We start from the raw sequence: 25,432 nt of genomic DNA, 5'->3' as shown, positions 1-25,432 counted from the left end.
GAACTGTCGGGGGTCGGTCGTAGCGTCCGCGCCATGACCACCGTCGCCCGGCCTGCCGCTCCCGCACCCACCCTGTCCGAGGTGGCGGCTGCGCTGCGGTCGTCCTGGGATCGGGAGACCTGCGACGACGCCGACGTGGCCGACTGGAGCCCGCGAGCTCCCTCCCGCGGCCAGTGCGGGGCGACGGCGCTGGTGCTGCACGACCTGTTCGGCGGGGATCTCCTGCTCGCGGAGGTCTGGCTACCGGACGGGCGGCTGCAGGGGTACCACTGGTGGAACCGGCTTCCCGGTGGCACCGAGGTCGACCTGACCGGCGACCAGTTCGGTCCCGGCGAGACCGTGCAACCGCCCCGGGTGGTGGTGCGACCGGTCGGGCCGCCGCGGCGTTGCGGCGCCCAGTACGTGCTGCTGCGGCGACGGGTGCGTGCCCGGCTGGCGGCGGCCGCGGCCGGTGGTGCGGGATGAGCCGGTGGCCCGGCCTGCTCGCCGGGATCGCCCGGTCAGTCCGTGGAACCTCCCGCGGCGTGCCGCCCGGCGGCGTCGTCCGCGCGGCCCTCGCGCAGCAGGTCCCGGATCTCCTTCAGCAGCTCGATCTCGGTCGGCTCGGCCGGGCCCGCCTCCTCGCCGCGCTTGCGCCGTTCCGCGATCGACTTCAACGGAAGCACCACGAGGAAGTACACGACGGCTGCGGTGATCAGGAAGGTGATCAGCGCGTTCACGAAGCTCGCCCAGTCGAAGGTCACCCCGTTCACCTGGAACTCCCCGGCCAGCTCCCCGCCCCCGGAGAAGAGCTGGATGAGCGGCTTGAGGAAGGCCTCGGTGAACGCCGTGACCACCGCGGTGAACGCGGCACCGATCACCACTGCGACGGCGAGATCGATGACGTTCCCGCGCATCAGGAAGTCCTTGAAACCCTTGATCATGCGTGTCCCCTCCGGATCGTCCCGGTCGGCGGTACCGACCGGCCGGGACCCGAGCCTGGCACCGTCCGCAGCGGACGGACAGACCCGACACCGGTGACGTCGACGCCGCAGGTGCGCTCAGCCGCGGCCGGTGCGCACCGCGGCGGCCAGGGTGCCGAGCAGCTCGTCGGTGGTGTCCCACGACATGCAGGCGTCGGTGACCGACCGGCCGCGCACCATGTCCGGGCCGAGCTCCTGGCGCCCCGCCTCGAGGAAGCTCTCCATCATCAGCCCGGTGACGCCTCGCTCGCCCGCGGCGATCCGCTCCGCGATCTCGCTCACGACGACGGCCTGGCGGACGTGGTCCTTCCCGCTGTTGCCGTGGCTGGCGTCGACGACCACCCGCTCCGGCAGGCCGGCCGTGCGCACGGTGGTCGCGGCGGTGGCGACGTCGTCGGCGGAGTAGTTGGGCCGGGCGCCGCCCCGCAGGATGACGTGCGTGTCCGGGTTGCCGGTGGTGGTCACCAGCCCGGCGAGCCCGTCCGAGTTGACCCCCATGAACACGTGCGATGCGGCTGCCGCCCGCATGCCGTCGACGGCCGCGCGGATGTCGCCGTCGGTGGCGTTCTTGATGCCGACCGGCATCGACAGGCCGCTCACGAGCTGGCGGTGGACCTGGCTCTCCGCGGTCCGGGCACCGATCGACCCCCAGGTCACGACGTCGGCGATGTACTGCGGGGTGATCGGGTCGAGGAACTCGCAACCCACCGGGAGCCCCAGCGCGGAGATGTCGAGCAGCAGCTTGCGCGCGGTGCGCAACCCGCGGTTCACGTCGAACGTGCCGTCCAGGCCGGGGTCGTTGATCAGGCCCTTCCAACCGACGGTGGTACGCGGCTTCTCGAAGTAGGTCCGCATCACCACGCACAGCTCGCCGGACAGCTCGTCGGCGCGGGCGGCCAGCCGGTGGGCGTAGTCGATCGCGGCGTCCGGGTCGTGCACCGAGCACGGGCCGACGACGACGAGCAGCCGGTCGTCGGCACCGTTCAGCACGTCGGTCACGGCGGCCCGCCCGCGGGTGACGGTGTCGGCGACATCGGTGGTGCAGGGCAGCTCGTGGCGCAGCAGCGCGGGCGAGATCAGCGGACTGATCCGTTCGATGCGCCGGTCGTCGAGTGGCGCGTCGAGGAGCGGGGCGGAGGTGGTACGCATCGGGTGCGGCGGTCCTTTCCCGGCGGACCGCCCCGGATCACTGCACCCGAGCCGGTCCATGATGCCGGCTCGAGGGGATGGAGGTCAGCGCGCTACGGCACCTGCCAGCCCATCCCGGGCCGGCCGGCGAAACCAGTAGTAGAAGGCGCGCTGCACGCCACGACCGTACCCCACCGGCCGTCCACGGAACGAGCGGCGTGTCCAGGGGGTGGACGTGGTACGACCGACGCATGCGGATCGCACTCGCCCAGATCTCGTCCACCCGGGACCCGGAGGAGAACCTCGCCGAGGTCGGTCGGCAGGTCCGGGCGGCCGCCGGTGCCGGGGCCCGGCTGGTGGTGTTCCCCGAGGCCACGATGTGCTGCTTCGGCGTCGCGCTCGGCCCGGTCGCCGAGCCGCTGGACGGTCCGTGGGCGACCCGGGTCCGGGAGCTCGCCACCGACTCCGGCATCACCGTGGCGGCGGGGATGTTCACCCCCTCCGATGACGGACGGGTCCGCAACACGCTGCTCGTCACCGGCGGCGGTGTGGACACCCACTACGACAAGATCCACATGTACGACGCCTTCGGGTTCGCCGAGTCCGACACGGTCGCGCCCGGCGCCGACCCGGTCACCGTCGAGGTCCCGGATGCCGCGGGGCCCGGGAGCGGTGCCACGACCGTCGGCCTGTCCACCTGCTACGACGTGCGCTTCCCGGGGCTGTACCAGCGGCTGGCCGACACCGGTGCCGCGGTACTGCTCGTACCCGCGTCCTGGGGTGCCGGGAAGGGCAAGCGCGAACAGTGGGAGCTGCTGGTCCGGGCGCGGGCACTGGACACCGGTTCGTTCGTCGTCGCGTGCGACCAGGCCGACCCGACGACCCTCGGCCGGGAACACGGCAAGGCACCCACGGGCATCGGGTACAGCCTCGTCGCCGGTCCGCGCGGCGAGATCGTGGACTCCCTGGGCGCCGAGCCGGGCCTGCTCGTCGTCGACGTCGATCCGGCGGCGGCCGAGCGGGTCCGCGAGCAGGTCCCGGTGCTGCGCAACCGCCGGTTCTGACGCGCCGGCCCCCGGGTCAGCCGCCCGCGGAGGAGATCCGGTCGGAGATCTGCCCGGCCAGCTCGGTGTCCTTGGCGGTCAGGCCGCCCTCGGAATGGGTGGAGAGCCGGAAGGTGAGTGTGGTGTAGCGGATGTCGATGTCGGGGTGGTGGTCGGCGTCCTCGGCGTCCTCGGCGACCCGGTCCACCACCGACACGGCGGCGCCGAAGTCCGGGAGCTTCGCGGTGCGGACGATCGTCTCGCCGTCCCGCTCCCACCCGGGAAGCTTCGTCAGGGCTTCGGCGATCTCGGTGTCGGACAGCAGGGAGTTGGCCATCTGCCCATGGTGGCGCAGACCGGTCGCCCCGTCTCGCCGGAACGCTCAGCCGTCGCGGCGGGTCAGCAGGAACACGGTGATCCCGGCTCCGGCGACCGCGAACCCGGCGGCCCGCACCGTGGTCGCCCACGGTGCCGCGGTCTCCACGGGCACGGCCGTCACCGCGACGAGCACCTCGTGCCAGTGGCCGGAGGGCAGCGCCGGTGCCACCGGGCCCCAGACGATCGCGGCGAGCGGTGCCAGGGTGAGCGCGGCGAGCCCGGCGACAACGACGACGGCGGACGAGCGGACGGCCGCGGACAGCGCGAGCAGCAGCATCCCGAGCCCGGTCAGCTGGACGGCCGACCAGCCGGCGAGCAGCACCGCCCGGCCGAGCGTCGAGCCGGTGCCGTACGGCCCCGTCCCGAGGACCAGCGAACCGGCGAGCAGCGACATCCCCACCACGACGACCGCCACCAGGACCGACGCCGCCACCACGGCCGAGGCCTTGAGCAGCAGCAGACGGCCCGGGCCGACCGGCGAGAGCCGCAGCCCGTCCAGCGTGCCGCATCGTCGCTCGGCGGCGAACGCGTCCGCGGCGACGAGCACGACCGGCATGCCGAGCGAGAGCGCGGCCGGTTCGGAGAGCGCGACCGTCAGGACCCCGAGCGTGTGGGTGAGCTGATCCGGTCCACCGGCCAGGGCGAACGCCGCGAGCACGGGGACCAGCGCGGCCGTGAGCAGCACGACGGCGGTCCGCGGCCGGATCAGGGCCAGTTCCAGTTCGGACCGCAGCAGCCGGGGCAGCGGGGCCGACCGCCTGCGGATGGTGGCGCGGGGCGTGCGGCCGGTGCCGGCCGGCGCGCTCACCGGGGCGCCCCGTACGGCGGCGCCCACGCCGGGTCGGCATGGGCTGCTCCGTACGGTGGCGCCCACGCCGGGTCGGTGTGGGCGTGGGCGTGGGCCATCGGCGCCGCGGCGTCCGGCGGTCCGCCGGGGACGGGGTCGCCGGTGAGCCGGGCGAACACCTCCTCCAGCCGTGCCGACGGCCGGGCCACCTCCTGCACCGCGACGCCGGAGTGCACCAGCAGTGCGACGACCTCCGGCGCCGCCGGCCCGGATGCCACGTGCACCCGCGCGTAGGGCCCCTGCTCGGCATCGATCCCGCGTGCCTGCAGCGCCCGCACCGCCCGGCCACCGTCCGGTGTGGTCACGAGCAGGGTGCCGGGGCCGTCGGCGAGCAGGTCCCGCAGCGGCCCCGCGGTCACCAGGCGCCCCCGGTGCAGGACGGCGACGTGCGAGCAGGTCGCCTCGACCTCCGCGAGGAGATGGGAGCTGATCACGACCGTGGCGCCCGCCGTGTTCATCTCCGTGATCAGCCGCCGCACGTCGCGGGTGCCGGCGGGGTCCAGGCCGTTGGTCGGTTCGTCGAGCACGACGAGGCGCCGGCGGGTCAGCATGGGAACGGCCAGCCCCAATCGCTGCCGCATGCCGAGCGAGTAGCCGTGGACCCGCCGGTCGGCGACGTCGGCGAGGCCGGTCCGGCGAAGGACGGCGTCGACGGCGGCCGGGATCCGTGCGGTGTCCAGCAGCGGCTCGGCCGCGGCGTACCGGAGCAGGTTCTGCCGCCCGGTGCGGTGCGGGTGCACCGCGGGACCCTCGATCATCGCGCCCACGTGCGGGAGCACCTCCGCGGCGCGGCCGGGCAGCCGCCGTCCCAGCAGTTCCACCGCGCCCTCGGTCGGGGCGAGCAGGCCCAGCAGCATCCGCAGCAGGGTCGTCTTGCCCGCCCCGTTCGGTCCCAGCAGGCCGAGGACCGCACCCATCGGGACGTCCAGGTCGACACCGTCGACGGCCCGGACGGGCCCGAAGCCGCGCCCCAGGCCGATGGCGCGGACCGCCGGTGGGCGCCCGGGCGGGACGTCGAGTGCCGGCTGGTCGGTGCGGGTCTGCTGCACGGGGCCAGCGTGGACGGACGCGCTCGCGAGCGCGGCGATTCCGCGAGATCCGCGCTGCCGGACGGCGGACGGCGGGCGGTCCGGGCATCACCACCTTTGCGAGGATCACCGGCGTGCCGGTGCTGAGCCTCGACCACCACGTGGACGGACCCCCGCGGCTCGTTGCGGGGGTGCTCCGGGAGACCGCGCCGGCCGCCCGCGCGGTCGCCCGCACCGGCGCCCGGCTCTCGGCTCCGGTCGCCCTGCTGGTCGCCGGCGACGAGGTGCGGGTGGAACTGCCCGGTGGGTTCGCCGCCTGCCGCACCCGGATCGTCCGGGCGGGGGTCGACGGGGTGTGCTCGGAACTCGCGGCGGGCCCCGTGGCGGCGCTGCGGCACAGCACCCAGGTGGTCCCGGACGGCGACGGCACCCGCGTCCGCGACGAGCTCGGGTGGGCGCCGCCGCTCGGTGCGCCGGGCCGGCTCTCCGATCCGGTGCTGAGCCGGTACGGCCGCCGGCTGCTCGGTGCCCGCCGGGACGTCCTCGCGGAACGTGTCGCGGAACTCGGGCGGGCGCCGGTCGTCGTCGGGGCGGCGATCGTCCGGGCCGGGCGGTTGCTGGTCGCACAGCGGTCCTACCCGGCCGAGCTGGCCGGGCGGTGGGAGCTGCCGGGGGGCGGGGTCGAACCCGGTGAGACCGAGGCCGGTGCCCTGGTCCGCGAATGCGCGGAGGAGCTCGGGGCGCGGGTCGCCGTCGGCACCCGGCTCGGGACCGACCTGCCGATCGGGCGCCGGGTACTGCGGATCCACACCGCCCACCTCGTACCGGGATCGCCGGAACCGGAGGCCCGCGAGCACCGGGCGTTGCGCTGGGTGGGCCCGCACGAGGTCGCCGCTCTCGGCTGGCTGGACGCCGACCGAGCGGTCGTCGCGGAGCTGGCTGCGCTGCTGCGGGGCTGACGCGGCCGACGGTGCCGAACCGGAGATTCCCCGGAATCCGGTGGAACCGTCCGGGCCCGGGCGTCGTCCAAGCCACATGACGTACACAGCCGCCACCCCGCTCGCCGATCCGGCGCCGGCGGGCCCACAGCCCGCACCCGCACTCGCACCCACGATGCGGTCCACAACCGCGGGCCACGACCCGGCCGCGCACGAGCGCCCCGGCCCACCGCCCGCACACGAGCGACCCGGCAGGCCGCCCGCACACGAGCGACCCGGCAGGCCGGCTGCACACGAGCGTCCCGGTAGGCCGGCCGCACACGAGCGCCCCCGCAGACCGGCCGCACACGAGCGTCCCGGTGGACCGGCCGCACACGAGCGCCCCGGCAGACCGGCGAAGGGGCGCCGGCGTGGCCGTGCGGCCGGGCGGAGCCCGCTCGACGAGCTGGTTGCCGCCCAGGGCGGTCTGGTGACCCGGGCCCAGGCGGCCCGGCTCGGCCTGTCGCCGGACTCGGTCGACCGCCGGCTCGCCGCCCGCCGCTGGGTGCCGGTGCACCCGCGGGTCTACCGCGACACCCGGTACCCGGCCACCGAGGAGACCCGGATCCGGGCCGCGGTGCTGTGGGCGGGGGAGGGCGCCGTCCTGACCGGGGCGGCCGCCGCGTGGTGGTGGGGCCTGCTGGGTGCCGCTCCCGGCGCCGTCACCGTGACCGTGCCGCGGCGCCGGGCTCCGCGGCCCCGGCCCGGCATCCAGGTGCGTCGTCGCGGCCTCGACCCGGCCGACGTCACCGAGCATGCCGGGATCGCCGTGGCCGCCCCGGCGCTCGCGGTGCTGGAGGCGACCCTGGATCCGCAGGTGGCCGGTGAGGCACTCCTGGTCCGCACACTCGCCGGAGCCGGAGCCGGAGCCGGAGCCGGAGCCGGAGCCGGAGCCGGAGCCGGAGCCGGAGCCGGAGCCGCACCCGCACCCGCACCGGTCCCGGACCTGGCCGGGCTCACCGCGACGCATGCCCGCAACGCCGGTGCACACGGGTCGGTGGCGATCGGCCGGATGCTGGCCTCGGCGTCGCGGCAGGCCGGCGAGCACGCGGTGCACCGGCTCCGCGCCCTGCTGGTGCGCAACGGCGTGCCGGGCTGGCGATGTGAGCACGAGGTCGCCGGGGTCGTGCTACGGCTGGCGTTCCCGGCGGCCGGGGTCGCCGTGGAGATCCGTGGCGCCGGTGCGGAGAACGCGGAGCGGCCCGGGATCCCGCCCGGCGACGGCAGCGGCGCCGGCTGGCGGCGCGCGGTGCTGCGGCGCAACGGCTGGCGGGTGGTCGTCCTCGATCCCGCCGATCCGTGGCTGCGACCCGGGGCCACGCTCGCGGCACTGCGATTCGACCAGGCCGAGCAGCGGATGGGACAGGGCGGGGCCGTGCCCGGTCGCGGACGGGCGGAGAGGTGAACCGCGGGGAACGGGGACGCGTCGGTCCGCTGCCATACACGTGCGGTGACCCGCCCGATGGTGTGATCTCGGACATGCTTCTGCGGGGCGTCGCGGGTGCGGACCGGTCGCGCCGGCGGGGGTCGCGCCGGGCCGGAGAGGCACCGCGCAGAACTCCGCGGAGCGACCGCGCGCGGATCTTGGACCGGGCGGCGGGAGGTCGGACCCGAACCAGCCGCGTTTCGCCACGGACCGGTTTTCGCGCTGGTCAGCGCGACGCGAGAAAGTTCAGTAGATCCGTGCGATCTTCAGGGCGCGCTGGAAGGACTTGCCACTGAGGTCGTCGGCGCCGGCCTTGTGCAGCCGCATCGCCACGACCGGACAGCTCTTACAGCGCTTCGGCTTGGATCGGCAGCACTTCTTCTTGACCTTACCCATGATGAGGTCAGGCTAACCTGCACCACGCGAGGGGAACAGGTCTTGCTGCCGATACCGTAGTGGTGTGACCATCCCTCGTTCCGCCTCGGCCCTCGACGCTGCCTCCGCCATCGGAAGCGACGCCGTGCCTGATTCCGCAGGCCGCCCCGAGTTGCGCAACGTCGCGATCGTCGCGCACGTCGACCACGGCAAGACCACTCTCGTCGATGCCATGCTGCGCCAGTCCGGCGCCTTCGGTGAGCGCTCCGAGCTCGTCGACCGGGTCATGGACTCCGGTGACCTGGAGCGCGAGAAGGGCATCACGATCCTCGCCAAGCACACCGCGGTGGCGTGGAAGGGCTACACGATCAATGTCGTCGACACCCCCGGCCACGCCGACTTCGGCGGCGAGGTCGAGCGCGGGCTGTCCATGGTGGACGGCGTCGTGCTCCTGGTGGACGCGTCGGAGGGGCCGCTGCCGCAGACCCGTTTCGTGCTCCGCAAGACCCTCTCCGCCGGCCTGCCGGTGATGCTGGTCGTCAACAAGACCGACCGTGGGGACGCCCGGATCGCCGAGGTCGTCGACGAGTCCCTCGAGCTGCTGCTGGAGCTGGCCGACGAGCTGGAGCTCGACGAGTCGGTCACCACGAACCTGCTCGACCTGCCGGTCGTCTACGCCTCCGGCCGGGCGGGCAAGGCCTCCCGGATCCGCCCCGGCGACGGCGAGCTGCCCGACGCCGACGACCTCGAGCCGCTGTTCGAGACGCTGCTCGACGTCGTCCCGCCGCCGGCCGACGACCCGTCCGCGCCGCTGCAGATGCACGTCACCAACCTCGACGCGTCCAGCTTCCTCGGCCGGATCGCGCTCTGCCGGATCCGCGGCGGCGTGGTGCGCCGCGGCCAGCAGGTCGCCTGGTGCCGGGAGGACGGCAGCACCCCGCGGGTCAAGATCACCGAGCTGATGATGACCGAGGCGCTCACCCGCGTCCCGGCCACCGAGGCCCGCGCCGGTGACCTCGTCGCCGTCGCCGGGATCTCCGACGTCACCATCGGCGACACCCTCGCCGACCCGGAGAACCCGGTCGCGCTCCCGCGGATCGACGTCGACCAGCCCGCCATCTCGATGACGATCGGCACCAACACCTCGCCGCTGGCCGGCCGTGACCCGATCCCGGGCAAGAAGCTCACCGCCCGGCTGCTCAAGAACCGGTTGGACGCCGAGCTGATCGGCAACGTGTCCGTCCGCGTGCTGCCGACCGAGCGCCCGGACACCTGGGAGGTCCAGGGCCGTGGCGAGCTCGCGCTCGCCATCCTGGTCGAGACGATGCGCCGGGAGGGTTTCGAGCTGACCGTCGGCAAGCCGCAGGTCGTCACCCGCACGATCGACGGCAAGGTGCACGAGCCGTTCGAGCAGCTCTCGGTCGACGTCCCGGAGGACGCCCTGGGCGCCGTCACCCAGCTGCTCGCCGCCCGCAAGGGCGAGATGGGCGACATGGTGCACGGCGACGGCCGGGTCCGGCTGGAGTTCCGCGTCCCCTCGCGCGGCCTGATCGGCTTCCGTACGGAGTTCCTGACGATCACCCGTGGCGCCGGCATCGCCAGCCACGTGTTCGACGGCTACGGCCCCTGGGTCGGTGAGATCCGCACCCGCAACAAGGGCTCGCTGATCTCCGACCGCACCGGCCCGGTCACCCCGTACGCGATCGACCAGCTCGCCGACCGCGGCACGCTGTTCGTCGGTCCGACCACGCTGGTCTACGGCGGCATGATCGTCGGTGAGTACACGCGCAACGAGGACCTCGAGGTCAACATCACCCGGGAGAAGAAGCTGACCAACATCCGCTCCTCGACGAGCGACGTGCTGGTCAAGCTGATCCCGCCGACGATCCTGAGCCTCGAGCAGTCGCTGGAGTTCTGCGCCTCCGACGAGTGCGTCGAGGTGACCCCGCAGAGCGTGCGGATGCGCAAGATCGAGCTGGACCCGAACGCCCGGGCCCGCGCCCGGTCGCGGGCGAAGGCCGCGGCGAACACCGACAAGTGATGCGGGCCCGCCCGGTGGGCGGGGCCGGCGGGGCCGGTGGGGATACTGCGCGGGTGACTGCACGTCGACCGTCCCGCGCGCTCCCCGCGCTGCTGCTGGCCGGCCTGCTGGCGCTGACCGCGTGCTCCGCGGACCCGCAGCCGGCGCCCCCGCCGGACCCGGCTCCGCCCACCGAGGCGGTCACCAGCCCGACCCGGGTGGTGGCCGCGGTGGACGACCTGGGGCCCGGTTTCAACCCGCACCTGCGGTCCGACCAGTCACCGGTCACCACGGCGATCGCGACGATGGCGCTGCCGTCGGTGTTCCGCCCGGACGCCCAGGGCGTCCTGGCGCTGGACCCGACGGTCGCCACCAGCGCCCAGGTCACCTCGCAGGACCCGTTCACGGTCAGCTACGAGCTGAACGTCGAGGCCGGCTGGTCGACCGGCGCGCCGATCGCCGCCGAGGACTTCGTCTACCTCTGGCAGCAGATGCGGGTACAGCCGAACACGATCGGCTCGGCCGGCTACCGGGAGATCACCGACGTGCGGTCCCGGGCCGCGGGGAAGGCCGTCGACGTCGTCTTCGACCAGCCCTACCCGCACTGGAAGGAACTGTTCACCAACCTGCTCCCGGCGCATCTGCTGAAGGACGCGCCCGGCGGCTGGACCGCACCGTTCGCGAACGGCGTCCCCGCATCGGGCGGCCCGTTCCGCCTGATGCAGGTCGACCGGCTGCGCGGTGAGGTCCTGCTGGTGCGCAACGACCCGTACTGGGACACGCCGGCGGTGGTCGACGAGGTCGTCCTGCGGCGGACCCCGCCGGACACGTTGCCGACGGCGCTGGAGAGCCAGGGCGTCGACCTCGCCCTGCCGGACGCCCGTCCCGAGATCACCGAGGCCCTCGACGTGCTGGCCCGCTCGCCGGAGCCGCCGACCGTCCAGCGCGGGCCGCGGCCGACGGTGCAGCAGCTGGAGTTCCGCACGCAGGACGGGCCGCTGGCCGACCCGCGGGTGCGCGAGGGCATCGCGGCGACGCTGGACCGCGCCGCGATCCGTGAAGCGGTCAGCCCGCAGGCCGTCCCGGCCGACGCCTTCGGTCTCGCGCCCTCCGACCCGTCGTACGTGCCGACCGCGCCCGCCGGTGCCCCCGGGCGTCCCGACCCGGCGACCGCGGCAGCGGCGTTCGCCGAGGCCGGCTACGTCCGCGACGCCGAGGGGCGCTGGTCGCTCGGCGGCCGGCCGCTGACCGTCGTGGTCGGCGCCGGTGCCGAGCGCTCCGAGGACGTCGAGGTCGCCCGGGTGGTCGCCGACCAGCTCGAGGCCGGCGGAGTCGGCTCGACCGTCGTCGCACCGCCCGCGCCGGAGCTGCTGACCAACGCCGAGGTCGCGCCCACGACGCCGACCCCGACGAGCACACCGGCGCCCGGTGCGGGGGCGGCACCGGGGCAGACGGCGCCCCCGACCGCCACCGAGACCCCGACCCCGACCTCGGCGGCGCCGACGACGACGCCCGGTGCGGACGGATCGGTGGCGGTGGACGTCCTGGTCGCGCCGCGGCCGGCGTACGGGGCGGTCGGTCCACGGCTGGAGTCCGAGTACGGCTGCCCACCGGACGACATCCCCGACGACCTGCCCGGCGTGTCCTGCTTCCCGATCCTGCAGCCGCTGCTCGACCAGCTGCTGACCGGCCCGGCGGACCCGGCGGTCGTCGCCGAGGCAGAGCGGGTGCTGTGGCGCCAGCTGCCGGCGCTGCCGCTCTACCAGACGCAGGGCCTGGTGATCAGCAACCGGGAGACCGACGCCGCGACGCGCGTGACCCCCGGCCCGATCTCGACCGGTCCGATGACCGGGGCGGAGACCTGGGCCGAGCCGGAGGGCTCGAGCGAGGTCGTGTCGACGAACGAGGCGGGCGAACCCGAGAACTGAGCCACCCGGGTGCGCGGCGGACACGCTGCGTTCCCGCCCTCGGCCGTCGAGTGGTACGTGTGTACCAAAATGGTCTCGAAGTGTGTCGGAGGTCTGGGAACCCCGTACGCCCGTTGTTACCGTCCGGTACGGCGCGACGGCGGTCACATCGGGTCCGAGGTCTCCCTTCGGTCACGATCGGCGACGGGCGTCGCGACAGGGGGACGCGATTCCTACCGTGCCCCCGGACGGGCTAACCGGCCGTACATCCGGTAGTCCATCCAGTCCTGGACGGGTGCCACACCGGCGTGCGCCCGCTGACCTCGAGAGGCACGGCACATGAGGGGTAGAAGGGCGGCCGTCTCGGCCATCGCCCTGAGCGCGGTGGTGGGGTTGGTCCTCACCGGCTGCAGCCAGCAGAGCAACACCGGGACCGCGGGGGGCGACGGTGCCCCGTCGGTCGGCTGGCCGGAGACGCCGCTCCCGGAGCAGGTCCCGGGCAAACCGGGTGGCGTCTTCCGGCTCGGTATCACCGAGCCGACGTCGATCGACCCGTACAACACGCAGGAGTCCGAGGGCTTCCTCGTGACCCGACAGCTGTTCACCGGACTGGTGCAGGTGCAGCCGGACGGCACCGAGTACCCGGGGGTGGCCGAGACCTGGGAGCCGAACGAGAACTGCACCCAGTGGACGTTCACCCTCAAGCCCGACCAGAAGTTCTCCGACGGTGAGCCGCTGACCTCCGAGGCGTTCAAGCGTGCCTGGGAGCGGGTCTCGGCCCAGGAGTCGGCGTCCGAGGTGGCCTACCACCTCAACCAGGTGCAGGGCTTCAGCGAGATGCAGAGCGGCGCGGCGAACGAGCTCACCGGCCTCGACGCGACCGACCCGAACCGGCTGGGCGTGACGCTGTCCGAGCCGAACTGCGAGTTCGAACTGCGCACCGCGCACCCGGCACTGTCCCCGGTCCCGGCCTCCGCCGGCCCGGCCGACAACAAGACCTACAACGACCTGCCGGTCGGCAACGGACCGTTCATGATGGACGGGCCGTGGCAGCACAACCAGGGCATCCGTCTGGTGCGCAACGAGAACTACACCGCCGGTCCGAAGGCCAACCTGGACGCCGTCGAGATCACCATCACGCCTGCCGACGGGGGCGCCGAGGCCGAGTACAACGGCTTCCGCAACGGCACCTTCGACTGGGCCCGGATGCCCACACCGGTCCAGCCGCAGGCCCGCGCCGAGTTCGAACCGCAGGGCAAGTGGCTCTCGCGCAAGACCGCCGGCATGAACTACCTGGCCGTGCAGGTCACCAAGCCGCCGCTGGACTCGGTCGCCGCACGCAAGGCGATCTCGATGGCGATCGACCGAGCCGCGATCATCCAGGGCGTGTTCAACGGCAGCCAGACGCCGGCCACCACGCTGGTGCCGCCGTCGCTGCCGAGGGCCTACCAGCCGGGGGTCTGCGATGCCTGCGAGTTCAACGTCGAGGAGGCCAAGCGCCTCGCCCAGGAGGCGGGCTTCCAGCCGGGCACCGTGCTGAACTTCCAGTACAACACCGGCGCGGGGCACGAGGAGTACACCGCCGCCGTCCGCCAGCAGCTCGAGCAGAACCTGGGCATCACGGTCGACTACACCGGCGTCCCGTTCCGTGACCAGCTGGACAACCAACAGTCGCCGGATGCGTCCGGGATCTACCGCGCGGCGTGGGGGGCGGACTACCCGACCCCGGTCAACTTCCTGGGCTCGCTGCTCGACACCAAGTCGATCGGCGCCGCGGCGCCGAACGAGCCCGCGCTGGGCAACAACCGCGGCCGCTACTCCAACCCGGAGTTCGACCGGCTGCTCGCCCAGGCCGCCGCCACCCGGGACGAGGCGCAGCGCAGCGACCTCTACAAGCAGGCCGAGCAGATCGCGATCGGCCAGGAGCTGGCCCTGATCCCGCTCTGGGAACGCCAGCAGTACCGGCTGGTCGACACCGAACAGTTCGCGAACGTCGGCATGGACTTCCTCGAGAACCCGACGCTGGACACCATCACCCTGAAGTGATTCCACGCCCGCCGTCCGCCTCCCCGCGATCCGGGGGCGCGGGCGGCGGGCGCGGGTCCCACCCTGACGGGAAACCACCACATGGGCCGCTTCATCGCGCGGCGCGTCCTCCAGGGCGTCCTGGTCGTCGTCGTCGCCTCGTTCCTGATCTTCCTCGCCACCTTCGCGCTGGGTGACCCGTTCGCCTCGTCCGGCGAGAAGTCCGTGCCCCCGGAGATCGCCGCGATCAACCGGGCGAAGTTCGGCATGGACCAGCCGCTGGTCATCCAGTTCCTCAACTACCTGGGGAACCTCGTCGTCGGCGACATGGGCGTCGACTTCGACCAGCGCCGCCCGGTCACCGAGCTCATCGCGCAGACCCTGCCGAACACGATCATCCTGGGGATGGTCGCGGTCGGCTTCCTGATCCTGTTCGGGATCAGCGCCGGCATCCTGGCGGCGGTCAAGCGGTACTCGTTCTGGGATGCGCTGGTCACCGTGCTCACCACGCTGATGATCGGCATCCCGGTGTTCGTCATCGCGATCTTCCTGGTCGCGAACGTGGCGGGCGTCGGGCCGTTCCCGCCGGTGCCGCGCAGCTTCACCCTCGAGGTCCCCTGGTACCTCGACGTGGTCCTGCCCGCGTTCTGCCTCGCCATCATCGAGGCCGCCTTCGTCGCGCGACTGATGCGCGGCTCCCTCCTCGAGGTCATGGGCGCGGACTACGTGCGCACCGCCCGGGCGAAGGGACTGCCCGAGCGGACGGTGCTCGCCAGACACGCGGTGCGCAACTCGCTGCTGCCGGTCGTCACGTTCGTCGGCCTGACACTCGGCAGCTACATCGGCGGCGCGATCATCACCGAGACGATCTTCCAGTACAACGGCACCGGCTACCTGCTGGCCCGGGCGATCGCGACGAACAACTCGCCGGTGCTCATGGCGATCGTCGTCTACTCGGTCATCGCCTACGTGTTGCTGAGCATGATCGTCGACATCCTCTACGCCTACCTCGACCCGCGGATCCGGCTCAGCTGACGCGCCCGCGTCCACCGGCCACCGATCCCGAACCCCTCGCGAGGCGAACCCTCATGAACCCACCACCTCCCGGCAGCACAGCGGCCACCACCCCGGCCGATCCGGCCGACACCCGGGCGACCGGCCCCGGTGGCGACCCGACGTCCGCGCTGCCCGGTGTCCCGTCCGGCGACGCGGCCGGCCGCCCGCAGGGGCCCGGCCAGTTCCGCGAGATCTGGCGTCGCTACCGCCGCAACAAGCTCGCGATGCTCGGCCTGGTGATCGTCGCGTTCCTGGCCGTCGTCGCGATCATCTCGCCGTTCTCGACCCCGTTCGACCCGTTCGAGCAGAACCTGCTCAACACACTGCAGCCGCCGTCGGCGAAGCACTTCTTCGGCACCGACGTGCTCGGCCGCGACCTGTACTCCGGCGTCATCTACGGCACCCGTCTGGCGATGCTCGTCGGCCTGTCGGTCGTGCTGTTCTCGCTGGTACTGGGCCTGACCCTGGGATCGCTCGCCGGGTTCAAGGGCGGCTGGGTGGACGGGCTGATCGCCCGGGTCATCGACATCTTCCTGGCGTTCCCCACCCTGGTCGGCGCGATCGTGATCGTCCGCGCCACCGGCGACGGCGTCATCCCGGTGGTGGTCGCCCTCGTCGCGCTCGGCTGGATGACGACCGCCCGGCTCATGCGCGCCCAGGTGCTGGCCCTGCGCGAGGCCGAGTACGTCGAGGCGGCCCGCTCGATCGGGGCGGGGACCGGGCGGATCCTGCGCCGGCACATCCTGCCCAACGCCGTCGCGCCCGTGCTGGTCTACTCGCTGACCAACATCGGCGTGGTCGTCGTCGCGATGGCCTCGCTGTCGTTCCTCGGGGTCGGCGTTCCGCCGGACGTCCCGGAATGGGGCCGTATGATCGCCTCCGCCCGCGACTACCTGTCCGTCGACGGTGTCTCCCATCTGTGGATCTTCCCGTCGCTGGCCATCGCCCTCACCACGCTGGGCTTCGCGTTCGTCGGCGACGGCCTGCGCGACGCCCTCGACCCGAAGCTCCGCGGGGGGAACTGACCATGACGACCAACACCGCCGAGCACATGCTCGAGGTCCGCGACCTGCGGGTGCACTTCGCCACCGACGGCGGCGTGGTCAAGGCCGTCGACGGCGTCGACTGGTACGTCGACAAGGGCGAGACCCTCGCGATCGTCGGCGAGTCCGGGTCGGGCAAGTCGGTGTCGGCGATGAGCCTGATGGGGCTCGTCCCGGCCCCGCCGGCGACGTTCCCCAGCGGTGAGGTGCTGCTGGAGGGCCGGTCGCTGTTGACGATGCCGGAGGCCGAGCAGCGCAAGCTGCGCGGCAAGGACATCGCGATGATCTTCCAGGACCCGCTGACCGCCCTGAACCCGGTCTACAAGGTCGGCGACCAGATCGCGGAGATGATCCGGGCGCACGACCGGCAGGCGGGCCGGGCCACCGCCCGCCGCCGGGCCGTCGACCTGCTCGGCGAGGTCGGCATCCCGAACCCGGCGACCCGGGCGGTGCAGTACCCGCACGAGTTCTCCGGCGGCATGCGGCAGCGCGCGATGATCGCGATGGCGCTGGCCAACGACCCCAAGGTGCTGCTGGCCGACGAGCCGACCACGGCGCTGGACGTCACCGTCCAGGCACAGATCATGGGTCTGCTCGAGAAGCTGCAGGACCAGCGCGAGACGGCGATCGTCCTGATCACCCACGACCTCGGGCTGGTCGCCGCGCACGCCGACCGGATCATGGTCATGTACGCCGGGAAGGTCGTCGAGACCGGGACGAACGACGAGATCTTCGCCGAGCCGCGGCACGCCTACACCTACGGCCTGCTGTCGTCGCTGGCCCGGATGGACCAGTCCCGCCCGGAGAAGCTGGAGCCCATCCCCGGTCAGCCGCCGAACCTGGCGCACGTGCCGTCGGGATGCGCGTTCCACCCGCGCTGCCGTTTCGCCACGGCGGCCTGCACCGAGAAGGTCCCCGAGCTCGTCCGGGTCACCGACCGGCCCGGGCACCGGCACGCCTGCCTGCACCACGAGCAGGTCGCCGACGCCGTCGCCACACCGCGGGAGCCGGCCGTACACGTCGGCGACGTCCCGGCCCCGCAGGCCGCGACCGGTGAGCCCATGCTGCGGACCGACGGGCTGACCAAGCGTTTCCCGATCAGGTCCGGCGTGCTGATCCAGCGCACCGTCGGTGTCGTCCAGGCGGTCGACGGGATCGACCTGGAGATCCCGCAGGGGCAGACGCTGTCGCTGGTCGGCGAGTCCGGCTGCGGCAAGTCCACCGCGGCGCGGGCGATCCTGCGGCTGCACGAACCGACGTCCGGGACGGTGCACGTCAACGGCCGCGACGTCACCGCGCTCGCACCGCAGGCCCTGCGCGCGGCCCGGGAGGACATGCAGATCGTCTTCCAGGATCCGTACGCGTCGCTCAACCCGCGGATGACGGTGCGCTCGATCCTCTCCGAGAAGTACGAGCTGCTCGGCGGTGAGCTCACCGAGAACACGATCGCCGAGCTGCTGGAGACGGTCGGTCTGTCCGCGGAGTACGCGCAGCGCTACCCGCACGAGTTCTCCGGCGGCCAGCGGCAGCGGGTCGGCATCGCCAGGGCGATCGCGCTGAACCCGAAGTTCGTCGTGCTCGACGAGCCGGTCTCCGCGCTGGACGTCTCGATCCAGGCGCAGGTGCTGAACCTGCTCGAGCAACTGCAGCGCGACTTCGGGCTGACGTACCTGTTCATCGCGCACGACCTGTCGGTGGTCCGGCACATCTCGGACCGGGTCGCGGTGATGTACCTGGGCAACGTCGTCGAGGTCGCGGACCGGGACGACCTGTTCGACCGGCCGCAGCACCCGTACACCCAGGCACTGATCTCGGCGGTGCCGATCCCGGACCCGCGGGTGGAGCGCGAGCGGGAGCGGATCGTGCTCACCGGGGACGTGCCGAACCCGGCCGACCCGCCGTCGGGCTGCCGGTTCCGCACCCGGTGCTGGAAGCACCTGGAGCTGCCCGACTCCGACAAACAGCGCTGCATCGACGAGCAGCCGCTGCTGCAGATCGGCTCCGGGCCGTCGCACCGGGTGGCCTGCCACTTCGCCGAGGAACGCGAGGTCCTCCGCAGCTAGGGCTCGTGGGCCCCGCGGCACGCCGGCTGGGAGAATGACCGGCGTGTCGCTGGTGCTGGGGATCGAGACGTCGTGCGACGAGACCGGAGCGGGGCTCGTCCGGGACGGGGTGCTGCTCGGTGAGGGCCTGGCATCGTCGGCGGACGAGCACGCCCGCTTCGGCGGGGTCGTCCCGGAGGTCGCGGCCCGCGCGCACGTGAGCGCAGTGGTGCCGATGGTCCGGGCCGCCGTCGACGCGGCAGGCGTGTCGCTGTCCGACGTGGATGCCGTCGCGGTCACGGCCGGGCCGGGGCTCTCACCCGCGCTGCACGTCGGCGTCGCCGCGGCGAAGGCGTACGCGGCGGCACTGGACGTCCCGCTGTACGGCGTGCACCACCTGGCCGGGCACGCCGCCGTCGACGTCCTGGAGCACGGGCCGCTGCCGCAGCGGTGCGTCTGCCTGATCGTCTCGGGTGGGCACACCTCGCTGCTGTCACTCGGGGACCTCGCGCGGGATCCGGTCGAGCACCTCGGCGACACCGTCGACGACGCGGCGGGCGAGGCGTTCGACAAGGTCGCCCGGCTGCTCGGGCTGCCCTACCCGGGCGGGCCGTCGGTGTCGAGAGCCGCGCTGGAGGGGGACCCGGCGGCGATCGCGTTCCCGCGGCCGATGACCGGGCCGCGCGACGCCGTGTTCGGCTTCTCGTTCTCCGGTCTGAAGACGGCCGTCGCCCGCAACGTCGAGGCCGCACAGGACGCCGGCAGGCCGGTCCCGGTGGCGGACGTCGCGGCGTCGTTCCAGATGGCGGTCGTCGACGTGCTGGTGCGCAAGGCGCTACGGGCCTGCGCCGAGCGCGGCGCGGACACCCTGCTCATGGTCGGCGGGGTGGCGGCGAACCGGGTGCTGCGTGCCGAGATGGAACGGGCGTGCGCGGCCGCGGGCATCACGCTGCGGGTGCCGGTGCCGCGGCTGTGCACCGACAACGGCGCCATGATCGCCGCCCTCGGTGACCTGCTGGTGCGGGGCGGCATCGAGCCGGCCGGGCTGGCGACCACCGCGGTGCCGACGGTGAGCCTCACGGGTGCGTCCGTGCCGGTCCCGCCCGCGGCCGGGGACGCCGCCGAGTTCCCGCTGCCGGCCTCCGTCGCGGTCGCAGCGGGCGTACCGACGGGCGAGATCCGAGGCTCCTAAGCTCCACGGGTGTCTCCCGCCCGCCGACTGCTGCTCGTCCACGCCCATCCGGACGACGAGACCCTGACCACCGGCGGCTCCATCGCCCGCTACACCGCCGAGCCGAACTGCGAGGTCACCGTCGTGACCTGCACCCTCGGAGAGGAGGGCGAGGTGATCCCGCCGGAGTTCGCCGAGCTCGCGCCCGACCGGGGTGACCAGCTCGGCGGGTACCGGATCCGCGAGCTGGACGCCGCGCTCGGCGCGCTCGGCGGTCCGGAGCACCGCTACCTGGGCGGTGCGGGCCGCTGGCGCGACACCGGGATGGTGCTAGCCGGGCACGGCACCCGGGCCGCGCTGCCGCCGCAGCTGCACCCGCGCGCGTTCGCGGCGCCGGAGGTCTTCGGCACGCAGCTCGCGCAGCTGCTCGACATCGTCGACGAGATCCGGCCGCAGGTACTGGTGTCCTACGCCGCCGACGGCTCGTACGGGCACCCGGACCACGTCCGCGCGCACGAACTGACCGCGGCCGCCGCGGCCGCACGCCCGGACGTCGTCGCCAAGCTGTACTTCGCGGTGCGGTCCACCGAGGTGCTGGAGGTGGGCCTCACCGAGCTGCTCGCGGCATGCGACGGCGCCCCGGAGCGGACAGGTCTGCGCTGGCCGGAGCCCGACGAACACCCCGGCCACGACGACGCGTCGATCACCACCCGGATCGACGTGACCGCGTACGACGACGCGCGGATCGCCGCGATGCGAGCGCACGCCACGCAGATCGACGTGCGGACCGGACCGGGGTGGGCAGCGTACGCGATGAGCAACGGGATCGCACAGCCGCTGCTCGGCGTGGAGGAGTTCGTGCTGCACGGGGCGGACCCGGCGGGCACGGCCGAGACGGACCTGTTCGACGGGGTGGACGCGTGAGCGACCCGACCCGGCTGCCGCTCGCCGCCCTGCTGGCGATGATCTCGGTGCTCCTCGTGGCGTTCGAGCTGATGTTCCAGATGTTCTACATCGGGCCCGTCCCGGTGCCGCTCGGGACCGTGATCGTCGTCCTGTCGCTGCCGTGGCTGGTGCACATCACCGTCACCGAGATCTCCGCGACGACGGCCGGGGCTGCCGCGCCGGTGCTCCTCTGGTTCGTGTCCGTACTGGTGCTGGGCCTGTTCGGGCCGGGCGGTGACGTGCTGCTGCCCGGGACCTGGCAGTCCATGCTGCTGTTGGTCGCCGGGTCCGCGGCCGGCCTGGTGGCGTTCCGCCGGGCGATCGAGAACCTGGCAGGGAGCAGGGGAGAGAGGGTGCGGTAGATGATCGGCAGGATCACCGACGAGCAGATCGTGACGGTGCTGCGGCCGTTCGTACGGGCCACCCGGCCGGTGCTCGACGGCCTGCGCGAGTCGGACCCGTTCGGGCTGCGGGCCCGGGTGGCGCACGGGTCGCCGGAGTCGCCGGAGGAACGCACACTCGCGGACAAGATCCTCGACACGCTCGCGTCCGTGCAGGTCCCCGGGACGGCGGCGTGGGCGCGGATGACCGTCGACGCCCGCGCGCACTGGTGGGTGTACCGGGTCGGCCGGTTCACGACGCTGATCGCCGCGATCCCCGGTCTCGGCGGGGTCCTGGCCCGGACGCTGCCGGTCTCCGACGCCGTCGGCGCCGCGGGGGAGGGGCTGCTGCTGGTGGCCCTGGCCGGCGAGCACGGTGTCCGGGACGAGGACCGGCTGGTCGAGCTGCTGTCGTCGGTGCTGTTCCAGCGCGAGCTCACCCTGGCCGGCCGGGCACTGACCGCCGAGGAGGACGCCGCCGCCGACGCCCGCGCGTCGGAGCTCACCGGGGAACTGACCGAGACCGGCACGCGGGCGAGCTTGAAGAAGGTCGGTGCCGCCGTGTGGCGGCTGGGCCGGGCGCTGTGGTCGGTGGAGGACGAGCTCGACAAACGGCCCAACGGGCGCTTCTACCACCACTGGATCGGGCTGTTGCCGGTCGTCGGTGTCGTCGGGAAGTACCTGGGCGAGTGGTCCGGGCTCAAGCGCGCGGCCAAGCAGGGCCGCGCCTGGCTGGACCGGCGCGGGCTCGTCGCTCAGACCTGATCCGGCCCCGCCGGCCCGGGCTCCAGGTAGTGGTACCGGTGGTGCTCGGTCCACCCGTCCCGTGCGTAGAGCGCCCGGGCCGCGGTGTTGTCCGCGGTGACGTCGAGCACGGCGTGCCGGGCACCGTGGGCGCCACCCCAGGCCAGCGCGGCTGTCATGAGGTCGCCGGCCAGGCCACGACGGCGGTACTCCGGTCGGACGTGCAACCGCGAGACGTAGACGTGGTCCTCGACGACCGCGGCCCGCACCGCCGCGACCGCCTCGTCGCGCTCCGAAACGATCACCCCGAAGCCGACGAGTGGGGTGGGTTCCTCGGTCGCTTTGCTCTGCTCACCTCTACGCACCGCGGGGTGCTCCGCCGTCGCTTTGCTCTGCTCACCGGGGCGCACCACCCCGTCGGGGAGCGTCGTCCGGCCGGGGACGACCACGGCGTCGGCGGGCGACCCGGGTTCGGGGACGGGTTCGTCGAAGACCGACCACCAGCCCTCGGACGGTGTGTCGGCCAGACCGGTGACCGGTGCGGCGGAGGGTGCGACGACATCGAGCGGAGTGACCAGTACCAGACACTCGCCCGCGTCCGCGAGGACTCGCCAACCGGCGTCGAGCACCCTGTTCGACCAGGGCGAGCCGACCGGGGCCTGTACCAGCGGTGCGGCGCCGTGTTCGCGGGCGAACGCCCGGACCTGCTCCAGCGCGGCCTCGACCAGGATACCGGGGTCACCGAGCGCCAGCGCCGAGTTCGCCCGCTTGGTGTATCCGCCCGCGGCGCGCAGGAGCCAGCCGCCGAGCTCACGCCGCACCGGAGCCGGCCACGCGGCCGACCGCAACCGCTCCAGCCGGGCGACCGCGGCCCGGGACGCCCGGCGGGCGGGCGCCGGTGGCACCTCCCGGACGGCCACGACGGCATCGCGCTCCACCCGTACCGGGCCGGACCGGGTGTGGACGACGACAGCCTCCGGCCCGTCGGTGCTCAGCTCCCCGACGGCGTCGGTGAAACGTGGGCCCGTCGCGTCGTCGGGAGCGATCCGGCGCCGCAGCGCGACACGACGTCCGAGCAGCTCGTCCAGCATGACGCCGACCACCTCGTTCCTGCCCCTGCCGGAGCGCGGGTTAACCTGCGAGAGTCCCAGTTTGACCGGGCGCCCCGCCACCACATGATCTTCGGGGGCCCGCGGCCCGAGTGGAGGACCACCGAAGTGACCTACGTGATCGCCGAACCCTGCGTCGACCTGCTCGACAAGGCGTGCATCGAGGAATGCCCGGTGGACTGCATCTACGAGGGCGGCCGGATGCTCTACATCCACCCCGACGAGTGCGTCGACTGCGGTGCGTGTGAGCCGGTCTGCCCCGTCGAGGCGATCTACTACGAGGACGATGTGCCGGACCAGTGGGCCGCCTACACCAAGGCCAACGTCGACTTCTTCGACGAGCTGGGCTCGCCCGGTGGCGCGTCCAAGGTCGGGAAGGTCGACCACGACGTCGAGCCGGCCAAGAGCCTTCCCCCGCAGGAACACAACGAGTGAGCCGACTGAACCTGCCCGACTTTCCGTGGGATTCACTGCTTCCCGCGCGTGAGCGGGCCGCGGCGCACCCGGGTGGCATCGTCGACCTCTCGGTCGGAACCCCGGTGGACCCGGTCCCCGGGCCGCTGCGGGAGGCGTTGTCCGGCCCGGCCGCCGCGGAACCCGGCTACCCGACGACGCACGGCCCGGCGCCGCTGCGCGAGGCGATCGTGGCCTCCCTGCAGCGGCGTTTCGGGGTGCCCGGCATCGACCCGGCCGCGGTGCTGCCGACGATCGGTTCCAAGGAGCTGGTCGCCTGGTTGCCCACGCTGCTCGGGCTCGGGGCGGGCGACACCGTCGTCATCCCGGAGCTGGCCTACCCGACGTACGAGGTCGGCGCGCGGCTGGCGGGCGCCGACCACATCCGTTCCGACGGGTTGACGGCGGCCGGCCCGGCCAGGGTGAAGCTGGTGTGGCTGAACTCACCGTCCAACCCGACCGGCCGGGTCCTACCGGTCGAGCACCTGCGGAAGGTGGTCACCTGGGCCCGCGAGCGGGGCGCGGTCGTCGCGTCGGACGAGTGCTACCTCGGCCTGCCCGGCGAGGCCGACCCCGCACCGCGCTCGGTGCTGCATCCCGACGTCTGTGACGGCGACCCCACCGGTCTGCTCGCGGTGCACTCGCTGTCGAAGATCTCGAACCTGGCCGGTTACCGGGCCGGTTTCGTCGCCGGTGACCCGGCCCTGGTCTCGGGGTTGCTGGAGGTGCGCAAGCACGCCGGCATGATCGTCCCGCGGCCGGTCCAGGCGGCGCTGGAGGCTGCAGTCTCCGACGACGCGCACGTCGCCGAGCAGGCTGCCCGCTACGACGCCCGCCGCACCCGGCTGCGGGGCGGGCTGGAGAAGGCCGGGCTCGAGATCGAGTACTCCCAGGCCGGCCTCTACCTGTGGGCCGGCGCGGGTGAGCAGTGCAGGGCCACCGTGGACCGGCTCGCGGATCTCGGGATCCTCGTTGCGCCCGGCGAGTTCTACGGGCCTGCCGGTGCCCGGAACGTCCGCGTGGCACTGACCGCGGCGGACGAGCGCATCGACGCCGCCGTCGAACGTCTCGGCGCCGTCTGACCCGTCGCCGGGCGTCGATCCGCCGGCTGAGCGCGGCGGCCTGCCGCGCCCACCGTTCGTACCGGTGAAGGAGCTGCTGATGTCGTCAGCGAGCACGTCGCCGCCGACCACGCGGGCGGTCCGGCCGGCGGTGGTCCTGCTCGGCGTGCTCGCGCTCGCGGTGAACCTGCGGGCCGGGTTGGCCGGGTACCCGCCGCTGCTGGAGACGGTGCGGGCGGATCTCGGCATCGGAGCCGGTGCCGCCGGGCTCGTCCAGGCCGGCGCGGTGCTGATGATGTCCGCCGGTTCCTTCGGCGCGGCCGCCGTCGCGGCCCGGATCGGGCGGGAACGTCTGCTCGGCGTCGCGGTCGCGATCATCGCGGCCGGGAGCCTGCTGCGCGCGGTCCCCGCCCTGCCGACGCTGATCGGCGGGAGCGTGCTGGTCGGAGCGGGGATCGGTGTCGCCGGGGTTCTGCTGACCGGGGTCGTCAAGGAGTATCTCGCCGACCGGGCCGGAGCGGTGACCGGCGGATACGTCGTCTCGATGATGGTCGGTGCGACGGTCGCGTCGGCGGTCGCGGTGCCGCTGGCCGTCGCGCTCGGCGGGTGGTCGTTGTCGCTCGCGGTGTGGGCGGTCCCGGCCGTGCTGGCCGTCGCGGTATGGGTTCCGGTCGCGGCGCGGATCGGACGAGGCCGCTCGGCGGTCCCGGCCGACGACGGTGCGTCCGAGCGCGACGAGCCGCGCATCTGGCGGGACCCCTTCGCCCGCCGCGCCGCCTGTTACCTCGCCGGCTCGTCGACGATCTTCTACGGCTGGCTCACCTGGCTCTCGCCGTTCTACGAACTGCAGGGCTGGTCGGCACAGAGCGCGGGACTGCTGCTGGCGGTCTGGAGCATCGCGCAGATTCCTGCCGCGCTGCTGTTCCCGGCGATCGCGGAACGACACAGGCGGTGGCGGTTCTGGGCGTCGCTGACCGTGCTCAGCAGCATCGCCGGAACCGTGGGGGCGTTGCTCCTGCCTGCCCCGGGCACGCCCTTGCCGTGGTTGTGGGCGGTACTGATCGGGATCGGCGTCGGCGCCGGGTTCCCGCTCGGTCTCGCCGTGATCGCCTGGCGGACGCCGACGCCCGCCCGCAGCGCGGCGGTCAGCGGGTTCGGGCTCGGCGTCGGCTACTGCGCGGCCGGGATCGGGCCCCTGGTGATGGGGCTGCTGATCGATCTCGGGGGATTCTTCCCGGCGATCGTCCTGCTGGTCGCAGCAGCCGGGCTCCAGGCGGCCGCGATCTGGCGCATCGGCGACCGCCCGGAGTAG

The 25,432-nt window shown here is 73.5% G+C and carries 24 protein-coding genes; 17 read left to right on the top strand and 7 right to left on the bottom strand.

Annotated features, from left to right (window positions below):
• Positions 1-33: 33 nt before the first annotated feature.
• Positions 34-465 (top strand): YunG family protein, encoded by a 432-nt coding sequence (locus JOF36_RS32445; protein ID WP_210034411.1) that lies wholly within the window; start codon positions 34-36, stop codon positions 463-465.
• A gap of 35 nt (positions 466-500) precedes the next feature.
• Here JOF36_RS32445 and mscL read toward each other — a convergent pair whose 3' ends face one another.
• Together mscL and JOF36_RS32435 are read right to left on the bottom strand one after the other, a co-directional pair.
• Positions 501-923, bottom strand: a complete 423-nt coding sequence (mscL, locus tag JOF36_RS32440; RefSeq protein WP_210034410.1) for a large conductance mechanosensitive channel protein MscL — start codon at positions 921-923, stop codon at positions 501-503.
• A gap of 117 nt (positions 924-1,040) precedes the next feature.
• Positions 1,041-2,111, bottom strand: coding sequence for a 3-deoxy-7-phosphoheptulonate synthase (locus JOF36_RS32435; protein WP_210034409.1), 1,071 nt, complete (start codon positions 2,109-2,111; stop codon positions 1,041-1,043).
• A gap of 230 nt (positions 2,112-2,341) precedes the next feature.
• Between JOF36_RS32435 and JOF36_RS32430 the strand changes: the two genes are divergently transcribed.
• On the top strand, positions 2,342-3,154 hold the full coding sequence (locus JOF36_RS32430) for a carbon-nitrogen hydrolase family protein (RefSeq protein WP_210034408.1): 813 nt from the start codon (positions 2,342-2,344) through the stop codon (positions 3,152-3,154).
• Positions 3,155-3,170: 16 nt separating this feature from the next.
• Here the strand turns inward: JOF36_RS32430 and JOF36_RS32425 are convergent, their stop codons facing one another.
• The 3 genes from JOF36_RS32425 to JOF36_RS32415 are packed head-to-tail and all read right to left on the bottom strand — an operon-like array spanning position 3,171 to position 5,407.
• Positions 3,171-3,470, bottom strand: a complete 300-nt coding sequence (locus JOF36_RS32425; RefSeq protein WP_210034407.1) for a 4a-hydroxytetrahydrobiopterin dehydratase — start codon at positions 3,468-3,470, stop codon at positions 3,171-3,173.
• A 45-nt stretch (positions 3,471-3,515) separates the two neighbouring features.
• A complete protein-coding gene (locus JOF36_RS32420; RefSeq protein WP_210034403.1) occupies positions 3,516-4,319 on the bottom strand; it encodes an ABC transporter permease in 804 nt (267 codons plus the stop codon).
• A complete protein-coding gene (locus JOF36_RS32415) occupies positions 4,316-5,407 on the bottom strand; it encodes an ABC transporter ATP-binding protein (protein WP_307862699.1) in 1,092 nt (363 codons plus the stop codon). Before JOF36_RS32415 ends, JOF36_RS32420 begins: the two co-directional genes overlap by 4 nt.
• Before the next feature lie 113 nt (positions 5,408-5,520).
• Between JOF36_RS32415 and JOF36_RS40435 the strand changes: the two genes are divergently transcribed.
• Both JOF36_RS40435 and JOF36_RS32405 read left to right on the top strand, forming a co-directional pair.
• On the top strand, positions 5,521-6,345 hold the full coding sequence (locus JOF36_RS40435; protein ID WP_307862698.1) for an NUDIX domain-containing protein: 825 nt from the start codon (positions 5,521-5,523) through the stop codon (positions 6,343-6,345).
• A 448-nt stretch (positions 6,346-6,793) separates the two neighbouring features.
• On the top strand, positions 6,794-7,768 hold the full coding sequence (locus JOF36_RS32405) for a type IV toxin-antitoxin system AbiEi family antitoxin (protein ID WP_210034402.1): 975 nt from the start codon (positions 6,794-6,796) through the stop codon (positions 7,766-7,768).
• A gap of 267 nt (positions 7,769-8,035) precedes the next feature.
• Here JOF36_RS32405 and JOF36_RS32400 read toward each other — a convergent pair whose 3' ends face one another.
• Entirely contained in the window at positions 8,036-8,185 is a 150-nt protein-coding gene (locus JOF36_RS32400) for a hypothetical protein (RefSeq protein ID WP_210034401.1), read from the bottom strand.
• A 64-nt stretch (positions 8,186-8,249) separates the two neighbouring features.
• Between JOF36_RS32400 and typA the strand changes: the two genes are divergently transcribed.
• The 10 genes from typA to JOF36_RS32350 all read left to right on the top strand — a co-directional run bounded on the left by typA (position 8,250) and on the right by JOF36_RS32350 (position 21,518).
• Positions 8,250-10,205, top strand: coding sequence for a translational GTPase TypA (gene typA, locus JOF36_RS32395; protein ID WP_372447435.1), 1,956 nt, complete (start codon positions 8,250-8,252; stop codon positions 10,203-10,205).
• A 53-nt stretch (positions 10,206-10,258) separates the two neighbouring features.
• On the top strand, positions 10,259-12,112 hold the full coding sequence (locus tag JOF36_RS32390; protein ID WP_210034400.1) for an ABC transporter substrate-binding protein: 1,854 nt from the start codon (positions 10,259-10,261) through the stop codon (positions 12,110-12,112).
• Positions 12,113-12,430: 318 nt separating this feature from the next.
• On the top strand, positions 12,431-14,137 hold the full coding sequence (locus JOF36_RS32385; protein WP_210034398.1) for a peptide ABC transporter substrate-binding protein: 1,707 nt from the start codon (positions 12,431-12,433) through the stop codon (positions 14,135-14,137).
• 81 nt (positions 14,138-14,218) lie between these two features.
• Entirely contained in the window at positions 14,219-15,151 is a 933-nt protein-coding gene (locus tag JOF36_RS32380) for an ABC transporter permease (RefSeq protein ID WP_210034395.1), read from the top strand.
• 53 nt (positions 15,152-15,204) lie between these two features.
• On the top strand, positions 15,205-16,197 hold the full coding sequence (locus tag JOF36_RS32375) for an ABC transporter permease (RefSeq protein WP_210034393.1): 993 nt from the start codon (positions 15,205-15,207) through the stop codon (positions 16,195-16,197).
• A 2-nt stretch (positions 16,198-16,199) separates the two neighbouring features.
• Positions 16,200-18,278, top strand: coding sequence for an ABC transporter ATP-binding protein (locus JOF36_RS32370; RefSeq protein ID WP_210034391.1), 2,079 nt, complete (start codon positions 16,200-16,202; stop codon positions 18,276-18,278).
• Between the two features lie 43 nt (positions 18,279-18,321).
• Complete coding sequence (gene tsaD, locus JOF36_RS32365) at positions 18,322-19,449, top strand: tRNA (adenosine(37)-N6)-threonylcarbamoyltransferase complex transferase subunit TsaD (protein WP_372447434.1); 1,128 nt, start codon at positions 18,322-18,324, stop codon at positions 19,447-19,449.
• 9 nt (positions 19,450-19,458) lie between these two features.
• Positions 19,459-20,352, top strand: coding sequence for an N-acetyl-1-D-myo-inositol-2-amino-2-deoxy-alpha-D-glucopyranoside deacetylase (mshB, locus tag JOF36_RS32360; protein WP_210034388.1), 894 nt, complete (start codon positions 19,459-19,461; stop codon positions 20,350-20,352).
• Positions 20,349-20,735 (top strand): hypothetical protein, encoded by a 387-nt coding sequence (locus JOF36_RS32355; protein WP_210034383.1) that lies wholly within the window; start codon positions 20,349-20,351, stop codon positions 20,733-20,735. The genes mshB and JOF36_RS32355 overlap by 4 nt, the downstream gene beginning before the upstream one ends.
• Positions 20,736-21,518 (top strand): hypothetical protein, encoded by a 783-nt coding sequence (locus JOF36_RS32350; RefSeq protein WP_210034380.1) that lies wholly within the window; start codon positions 20,736-20,738, stop codon positions 21,516-21,518.
• On the opposite strand, the gene JOF36_RS32345 is transcribed toward JOF36_RS32350, so the two are convergent.
• Positions 21,509-22,588, bottom strand: coding sequence for a GNAT family N-acetyltransferase (locus JOF36_RS32345; protein WP_210034379.1), 1,080 nt, complete (start codon positions 22,586-22,588; stop codon positions 21,509-21,511). The two genes, JOF36_RS32350 and JOF36_RS32345, sit on opposite strands and share 10 nt — an antisense overlap.
• A gap of 126 nt (positions 22,589-22,714) precedes the next feature.
• Here JOF36_RS32345 and fdxA point away from each other — a divergent pair, with 126 nt between their 5' ends.
• The 3 genes from fdxA to JOF36_RS32330 all read left to right on the top strand — a co-directional run bounded on the left by fdxA (position 22,715) and on the right by JOF36_RS32330 (position 25,432).
• The gene (fdxA, locus tag JOF36_RS32340) at positions 22,715-23,041 is read left to right on the top strand and encodes a ferredoxin (protein WP_210034377.1); all 327 of its coding nucleotides are present in this window, start codon (positions 22,715-22,717) and stop codon (positions 23,039-23,041) included.
• Complete coding sequence (gene dapC, locus JOF36_RS32335; protein WP_210034375.1) at positions 23,038-24,141, top strand: succinyldiaminopimelate transaminase; 1,104 nt, start codon at positions 23,038-23,040, stop codon at positions 24,139-24,141. Before fdxA ends, dapC begins: the two co-directional genes overlap by 4 nt.
• Before the next feature lie 79 nt (positions 24,142-24,220).
• Positions 24,221-25,432, top strand: a complete 1,212-nt coding sequence (locus JOF36_RS32330) for an MFS transporter (protein ID WP_210034373.1) — start codon at positions 24,221-24,223, stop codon at positions 25,430-25,432.

It is taken from the genome of Pseudonocardia parietis (genome assembly GCF_017876315.1).
Lineage (GTDB): Bacteria > Actinomycetota > Actinomycetes > Mycobacteriales > Pseudonocardiaceae > Pseudonocardia > Pseudonocardia parietis.
This window is presented reverse-complemented; position numbering and strand designations above follow the sequence as displayed.

Coding starts and splice junctions, on each gene's coding strand:
- JOF36_RS32445 (WP_210034411.1), top strand. CDS start 34: ATGACCACCGTCGCCCGGCCTGCCGCTCCCGCACCCACCCTGTCCGAG.
- mscL (WP_210034410.1), bottom strand. CDS start 923: ATGATCAAGGGTTTCAAGGACTTCCTGATGCGCGGGAACGTCATCGAT.
- JOF36_RS32435 (WP_210034409.1), bottom strand. CDS start 2,111: ATGCGTACCACCTCCGCCCCGCTCCTCGACGCGCCACTCGACGACCGG.
- JOF36_RS32430 (WP_210034408.1), top strand. CDS start 2,342: ATGCGGATCGCACTCGCCCAGATCTCGTCCACCCGGGACCCGGAGGAG.
- JOF36_RS32425 (WP_210034407.1), bottom strand. CDS start 3,470: ATGGCCAACTCCCTGCTGTCCGACACCGAGATCGCCGAAGCCCTGACG.
- JOF36_RS32400 (WP_210034401.1), bottom strand. CDS start 8,185: ATGGGTAAGGTCAAGAAGAAGTGCTGCCGATCCAAGCCGAAGCGCTGT.
- JOF36_RS32385 (WP_210034398.1), top strand. CDS start 12,431: ATGAGGGGTAGAAGGGCGGCCGTCTCGGCCATCGCCCTGAGCGCGGTG.
- JOF36_RS32380 (WP_210034395.1), top strand. CDS start 14,219: ATGGGCCGCTTCATCGCGCGGCGCGTCCTCCAGGGCGTCCTGGTCGTC.
- JOF36_RS32375 (WP_210034393.1), top strand. CDS start 15,205: ATGAACCCACCACCTCCCGGCAGCACAGCGGCCACCACCCCGGCCGAT.
- JOF36_RS32370 (WP_210034391.1), top strand. CDS start 16,200: ATGACGACCAACACCGCCGAGCACATGCTCGAGGTCCGCGACCTGCGG.
- JOF36_RS32350 (WP_210034380.1), top strand. CDS start 20,736: ATGATCGGCAGGATCACCGACGAGCAGATCGTGACGGTGCTGCGGCCG.
- JOF36_RS32345 (WP_210034379.1), bottom strand. CDS start 22,588: ATGCTGGACGAGCTGCTCGGACGTCGTGTCGCGCTGCGGCGCCGGATC.
- JOF36_RS32330 (WP_210034373.1), top strand. CDS start 24,221: ATGTCGTCAGCGAGCACGTCGCCGCCGACCACGCGGGCGGTCCGGCCG.